The sequence below is a fragment of the Terribium retamae genome (assembly GCF_022347545.1).
Lineage (GTDB): Bacteria > Pseudomonadota > Alphaproteobacteria > Rhizobiales > Rhizobiaceae > Mesorhizobium > Mesorhizobium retamae.
Genome location: NZ_JAKREW010000012.1, coordinates 132,874 through 139,751, shown reverse-complemented (window position 1 = coordinate 139,751; position 6,878 = coordinate 132,874). Strand labels below are relative to the sequence as shown.

The window sequence follows — 6,878 nt, the reverse complement described above, 5'->3', positions numbered from 1 at the left end:
ATCCCGATCCGGTCGACCCGGCTCCGCCTGTCAACGAGACCGATGCGCAACCCGAGGCACCTCCGCCTCCGGCCGCGGTCGCGCCACCTGATCCGCCTCCACCCCCACCGGATGTGCCAACGACGACGCCGCCGCTGCCAACCGGCGACGCAGTACCGCCACCGTCACCTGGCGCGACGCGGGTGATGGGAACTGCCGTGCCGCTCTACCGTATCGAGGTGCCGACTTATGCGGTGCTGCCGCCTGCCGGCTATTATCTGATGAGCGCAAATCTCGGCACCTTCCATGAACGGCGCGGCGAGCAGGTGCTGCTCGGCGGCGTCGGCATGCTGCCGGGAAGCTGGGGCCGCGTCTTCGGCCAGGATGCCGAGGTGAAATGGGGCGGCACAGTTGCCCCGACCTTCGACGGCCATCTGTTCGGTTTCCAGGTCGGCACCGACTTGATCGGTTGGGAAGGACCATCCGGCCATGAGAACCGGGCCGGCCTTTTCATCGGTCATGCCAGCATGGACGGCGACATTCGCGGCCAGGCCTTGGGCTGGAACGATCTCAGTGTCGGCGACCTGGATCTCAACGCCACCAGCCTGGGCGCCTACTGGACGCATATCGGACCCGGCGGCTGGTATCTGGACGGGGTCGTCATGGGAACCTGGTTCAATGGCAACGCGACATCCAACCGGGACGCCGGCATCGATGTCGACGGAACCGGCATCACGCTGTCACTCGAAGGCGGCTATCCTATCCAGCTCTCATCGGAATGGACGCTGGAGCCACAGGCGCAGTTGATCTGGCAGCATCTGTCGCTGGACGGGCAGAGGGACACATTCTCGACCGTCTCGTTCGACAATGACGACAGCGTCACCGGCCGCCTCGGCCTGCGTCTGCAAGGCTCGATGCCGATGGGCACGGCCGTCCTGCAGCCTTACCTCAAGGCCAACCTCTGGCACGATTTCGATGGCACCGACCGCTTGGATTTCGGTGGCGACCCGATCAATGTCGAGCGTGGAGGCACCTCCCTGGAGGTCGGCGGCGGCGTGGTGGCGAAACTGAATGAAACATTCAGCGTATTTGCCACGGCCGACTACACGACCAATCTCGGCGGCGAAAAACGCCGGGTTTGGGAAGGCAATCTCGGTCTCAGCGTAAAGTGGTGAGCCGGACGGGGCCGATGATCGGTCCCGTCTCTTTCTCAATTGCCCTCAATTGCTTGATCGTATCGCCACGGTGGCGATGCCTGCGCCAACCAAAAGCGTGCCACCCGTGCGGTTGAAGATGCGGATTGCCTTGGGATTGCGCACCACGTTGCGCGCCCGCGAGGCAACCAGCGCATAACCAAGGGCGTTGGCGAAGGCGAGCGTCAGGAAGGTCGCCTCGAAAATCACCATCTGTGTCCAAAAGTTGCCATGGCGGTCAATGAACTGCGGCAGGAACGCGACGAAGAAGGTGATGCTCTTCGGATTGAGCGCAGTTACCAGCCAAGCATGCGCCATCATTTTGGCCGCGGACACGGCATCGTGCCGCGGTGTCGCCTCCAGCGTGCCACCGGCGCGAAACAGCTGGATGCCGAGATAAACGAGGTAGGCGGCACCGATCACTTTCAGCACCGTAAAGACGGTGGCGGAGGCCGCCAGCAACGCGCCGATGCCCAGCATCGACAGCGTCATAGCCGTGAAGTCGCCCAACGCCACGCCAACCGCCATCGGCAATGCGGTGCGCCAGCCCTGCCCCAATGCGTAGGAGACAACGAGCAGGATGGTTGGGCCTGGAATGATGAGAAGAATGGAAGACGCGGCGGCGAAAGCCGCCCAGTTCTCGAAGGACATGGGTCTCTCCTGTCAAAGAACAGGATAAATCCCTGCCTTCAGACGGATGTAAAGCGGTTTTTGCAGCAGGGTTTGACACCGCAGACGGGCATCAGATCCCGCCGCTCGGTCCGCATCGGGTATCGGCCGTGGCAACGCACGCGATGGTCGTGGTCGCCTATAATGGCAGAGCCATATTGGTCGTTGCGGTCCAGCATGGGAGGCCCGTTCCAGGTTCGAAATCAGCATTCAGGGATCGCTGGAACGGATAGGCGCGAGCCGTGCCGGCATTATGACCGAAGCAGGGAATTTTGATGAGAGAACCGCCAGAAGCAGGGCAGCTTGGGCGCGGTCAATGCTGCTAGAGCCCTCAAAAGCAGTCCTCTTAAGGGTTTCACTCTTTTTAAACCATGAATCGTGAAAATGACGCGTATCCGGCGGGCATGTGATCCCGGCCGTTCGTATGGGGTAAAGTGTGCATGCGTAAGCCGCAAGACCTGACGCCTTCATCTGGCGTTGCCTTCCCGGAATCCGACACCATCGTCTCCCGCCGCGCCGTGCTTTCCGGCCTCGGCATGATGACCCTGCTAGGCGCCTCCGGCTGCTCACAGACCCTCGACATTCCGTCGCTCGGGCCGATCACCCCATCGAGTGGCATGCCGCCGGTCGATGACATATCGACCGGTTCTATCCGCCCTATTCCACCGATCAGCGTCGACAGGAACATCACCGACAACAGCGCGATGTATGCCTCGGTGACCGACAACGGCTTTGTCATTCCGGCCATCCCCTTCCAGAAGGTCAAGCCGGAATTCCGACGCCAGATCGTCGTCGACCCGACCGGCGAAGCGCCGGGCACGATCGTGGTCAGGCTCAACGAGCGTCATCTTTATTGGGTTCAGGAAGGCGGCGAAGCGATCCGCTACGGCGTCGGCATCGGAAAAGCCGGCTTCGAATGGAGCGGCCGCGCAGTGATCCAGTACACCAAGGAATGGCCGACCTGGACCCCGCCCAAGGAAATGATCGCGCGCAAGCCCGAATTGGTGAAATGGGCGAACGGCCAGCCGGGCGGTCTCGAGAACCCGCTGGGAGCACGTGCGCACTATATTTACAAAGACGATCAGGACACCGGCTATCGCGTCCATGGTTCGCCGGAATGGTGGACCATCGGCACACAGGCCTCCTCGGGCTGCGTGCGCATGATCAATCAGGATGTCATCGACCTCTACAATCGGGTCAAGGCGGCGCCAAACAAGGTGCCGATTGTGGTGGCATGAGTGATTAGCGAGCAGTGAGTAGCGAATAGGGAATTATTGGAGGGGTCTGCTCTCCTGCCTATTGCCTATTCGCTACTCCCTACTCACTATTCACCATTCGCTACTCGGGGAGGATCGTACCATGGCCGGAACTTTCGTCATCGCCCAGGGTGGTGGCCCTACCGCCGTTATCAATCAGACAGTGGTCGGTGCAGTCCTCGAAGTCCGTAAGAAGCATCCCGGTGCCCGCGTGCTTGGTTCCCGCTATGGCGTGCGTGGCATCCGCGACGGCGACTATGTCGATCTGACCGATATGCGCGAAGACCAACTCAGGCTGATCGGCCGAACACCTTCGGCCGCGCTGGGTTCGACCCGTGACAAGCCGGACGCTGCTTATTGCGACCTGGTGCTGAAGGGACTGCAGAAGGCTGGCGCGGATGCCTTCATCTATATCGGCGGCAATGATACCTCCGGCACCCAACAAATCCTCACCGATGCTGCCGGCGGCAAGATCGCGTTCGTGCATGCACCGAAAACCATCGACAATGACCTTGTCGAGAACGACCATACGCCTGGCTTCATCTCTGCGGCGGAGTTCGTCGCCGGCGCCTTTCTGTCGGTCGATCTCGACTTCCGCGCCCTGCCCGGCATCTATGTCGGCATCGTCATGGGCCGTCATGCCGGCTTTCTCACTGCGGCGTCCGCCGCCTGGCGGCTCGACGGCGACAGCGGACCGCATCTTGTCTATGTGCCCGAACGCGCCTTCTCGGTGGACCGCTTCATCGACGATGTCAAAGCCACGATGGCCAAGCACAAGCGCTGCATTGTCGCCGTCTCGGAAGGCGTGTCGACCGCGGACGGCCGCTCGCTGGTCGAGACCATCGTCGGCTCCGACAAGGTCGAGCGTGACGCCCATGGCAATGTGAAGCTCTCCGGCAGCGACCTCAACCGCGCTTTCGAACAAGCGCTGGCAGAAAAGCTTCCCGGCAAACGCGCCCGTGTCGACGCGCTCGGCTACATGCCGCGCGGATATATCGGCACGGTCAGCCCCGTCGACGCCCAGGAAGCCTTCGATGCCGGTGCCTTCGCTATCGGTGTGGCGGCGGAAGGAGGCGGTTCGGTAGCGTTGCAATATGACGGCAGCAAAACCGTGTTCAAGAAAGTGCCGTTGAGCAGCGTCGCCGCCAAGACGCGGCATATGCCGGATGACTATATGCTGAAAGACACCAACAATCTGTCCGAAGCCGGCTTTGCGTATTTGCGTCGACTGGTGCCTGCGAAATATCAGGTCGGCAAGCCATTCGTGTGAGGATGCCGACATGACGGGCTGGTTCAGCAAGAAAGCGCTTGATCCCACGCTGACGCTGATCACCGAACCCTTTGTACATCCTTATATGAGCGCCAATATCTGGCATCTAAAAGGGCGCGAGGTCGACCTGCTGGTCGACACCGGCATGGGCATTTGCCCGCTCGCGCCGGAGATCGATACCCCATCGGGAAAACCTCTGCTGGTGGTCGCCACTCACATCCATCTTGACCATGTTGGTTCGCTGCACGAGTTCGCCGAGCGCGCAGGACCTCGGCAAAGTGCGGCTGAATTCGCCCGTATGGGCGATGCCGCCACCTATGCAGAGGAATTCCGCGGACTCGAAGGCGCGGTCTCGCGACTGCCCTACCCGGGCTGGTGCCGCGAAGCCTATCGCATCGAACCGGCGCCGCTGACGCGTATCCTCGCCGAAGGCGACATCGTCGACCTCGGCGACCGGCGTTTCACCGTTCTGCATCTGCCTGGCCATTCGCCGGATTCCATCGCGCTTTTCGATGAGCGCGACGGACTCTTCTTCAGCGGCGATGCGATCTATGACGATGTTCTGCTCGATAATTTGCCCGATTCCGATCCAGACATTTATCGCCACACCATGCAGCGGTTGCTTGAGTTGCCGGTGAGCGTGGGGCATGGCGGCCACGGGCCGAGCTTCGACCGCGATCGTATGCAGGAGATTGCGCGAGGCTATCTGGGAATTGGCTAAGCCGACTTCCAACCGCATGCCGGTATGAAGCGCCACGGCAAAGAAAAAGGCGCCACGCAAAAGCAGCGCCTTCTTGTAAAATAGCTACCGATCGCCGGCTCAACCGACCCAATCGGTTAACCGACCTGCTCGTCCCAGCCGGAGATCGCCTTGACTTCAAGGAAATCCTCGAGTCCCCACTTGCCGCCCTCGCGGCCGAGACCGGAGGCCTTGTAGCCGCCGAAGGGACTTCCATAAGGCCGACTTGCGCCATTGATCTGCACCATGCCGGCGCGAATGCGGCGTGCAACACGCTGCGCTTTGGCCTTGTCCTGGGTCTGAACGTAACCAGACAGGCCATAGGGCGTATCGTTGGCGATGGCGATGGCGTCCTCTTCCGTATCGAAGGGGATCATCGCCAGCACAGGTCCGAAGATCTCCTCGCGCGCTATGGTCATGTCGTTGTTGACGTCGGCGAAAACCGTCGGGCGTACGTAATAGCCGCGGTTGAAGCCTTCCGGGCGGCCAAGACCACCCGCGACAATGCGTGCGCCTTCCTTGATGCCTGCCTCGATCAGGCTCTGCACCTTGTTGAACTGCACCTCGGAAGAGAGCGGGCCGATGTGGTCGCCGTCTTCGGCCGGATTGCCGACCTTGACGGTGGCCGCATAGTCGGCGGCAAGTCCCACGGCCCGATCGTAGACAGGACGCTCAACCAGCATGCGGGTCGGCGCGTTGCAGGATTGGCCGGTGTTCTCGAAACAATGCGCCAGACCGCGCGCGATCGCATCCGGCAGGTCGGAGTCGGCAAAGACGATGTTGGGCGACTTGCCGCCGAGTTCCAGGGCGACACGCTTGATGCCATCCGCCGAAGATTTGGCCACCGCAATGCCGGCGCGGGTCGAACCGGTGAACGACATCATGTCGATGCCTGGATGACGCGACAGCGCCTCGCCGACGGTCGGGCCATCGCCATTGACCATGTTGAATACGCCGGCAGGGAAGCCGGCATCTTCCATCATTTCGGCGAAAACGATCGATGAGACCGGTGCGATCTCCGACGGCTTCAGCACCACAGTGCAGCCGGCAGCGATCGCCGGCACGACCTTCAGCGTCACCTGGTTCATTGGCCAGTTCCACGGCGTGATGAGGCCACAGACCCCGATCGGCTCGTAGACGATATGCTCCTGCTTGTTGCGCTCGCTGAGCGGCGTTTCGAAATGAAAATCCTTCAAGGTACGGATGAAGGCCTTGATATGGCCGGCCCCGCAGGCGGCCTGGGCTTCCAACGCCAGCTTGATCGGTGCGCCCATCTCGTCCGAAATGGCCTTGGCCATGTCGTTCATGCGCTTGTTATAAGAAGCAAGCAGCCGCTCGAGTGCTGCCAGGCGCTCCTCACGGCTTGTGCGGCTCCAGCTTTCAAAAGCACGGCGCGCAGCGGCGACTGCCTTGTCGACATCGGCGGCGGAACCCAGCGAAATGACGGCAAAGGCTTGCTCGTCGGCCGGGTTGATAACTTCGAGTTCCTTCGGTGTGACAGGCGGGACCCACTTGCCGTCAATGAAGAAATCCGTCTTGCGCAGCATCCTATTCTCCCTGTTCGCGACTGTTCTAACAGCCGGCCCGGTCAGCGCGGGCGGTGAAACCGACATGGTTTTTTAGCGTTGCGGCAGTGTTCTAGACTTGTGACGTGGCGCAACTCAAGCCTCAGCATAGACCCCGCGTGAGGCCAGAGAAATCGATAAGCTTCACGCCTTATTTCGAGCGCCGTCGAGGGCTATCCGTTGACGATGTGTGCAGGGTGCTGTGAA

General features: G+C 61.3%; 6 protein-coding genes. 4 read left to right on the top strand and 2 right to left on the bottom strand.

Annotated elements, in window-relative coordinates:
• The coding region (locus L4923_RS14630; protein ID WP_239366250.1) for an autotransporter family protein at positions 1–1,154 on the top strand (1,154 nt) is incomplete at its 5' end.
• A 45-nt stretch (positions 1,155–1,199) separates the two neighbouring features.
• On the opposite strand, the gene L4923_RS14625 is transcribed toward L4923_RS14630, so the two are convergent.
• On the bottom strand, positions 1,200–1,823 hold the full coding sequence (locus L4923_RS14625) for a LysE family translocator (RefSeq protein ID WP_239366247.1): 624 nt from the start codon (positions 1,821–1,823) through the stop codon (positions 1,200–1,202).
• A 458-nt stretch (positions 1,824–2,281) separates the two neighbouring features.
• On the opposite strand from L4923_RS14625, the gene L4923_RS14620 reads away from it, so the two are divergent.
• The 3 genes from L4923_RS14620 (at position 2,282) to L4923_RS14610 (ending at position 5,088) form a co-directional block, all read left to right on the top strand.
• Complete coding sequence (locus tag L4923_RS14620) at positions 2,282–3,079, top strand: L,D-transpeptidase (RefSeq protein ID WP_239366244.1); 798 nt, start codon at positions 2,282–2,284, stop codon at positions 3,077–3,079.
• Between the two features lie 121 nt (positions 3,080–3,200).
• Entirely contained in the window at positions 3,201–4,367 is a 1,167-nt protein-coding gene (locus L4923_RS14615) for a diphosphate--fructose-6-phosphate 1-phosphotransferase (protein ID WP_239366241.1), read from the top strand.
• Between the two features lie 10 nt (positions 4,368–4,377).
• Positions 4,378–5,088, top strand: coding sequence for an MBL fold metallo-hydrolase (locus L4923_RS14610; RefSeq protein WP_239366238.1), 711 nt, complete (start codon positions 4,378–4,380; stop codon positions 5,086–5,088).
• Between the two features lie 116 nt (positions 5,089–5,204).
• Here the strand turns inward: L4923_RS14610 and L4923_RS14605 are convergent, their stop codons facing one another.
• Complete coding sequence (locus tag L4923_RS14605; RefSeq protein ID WP_239366235.1) at positions 5,205–6,653, bottom strand: aldehyde dehydrogenase family protein; 1,449 nt, start codon at positions 6,651–6,653, stop codon at positions 5,205–5,207.
• Positions 6,654–6,878 lie beyond the last annotated feature (225 nt).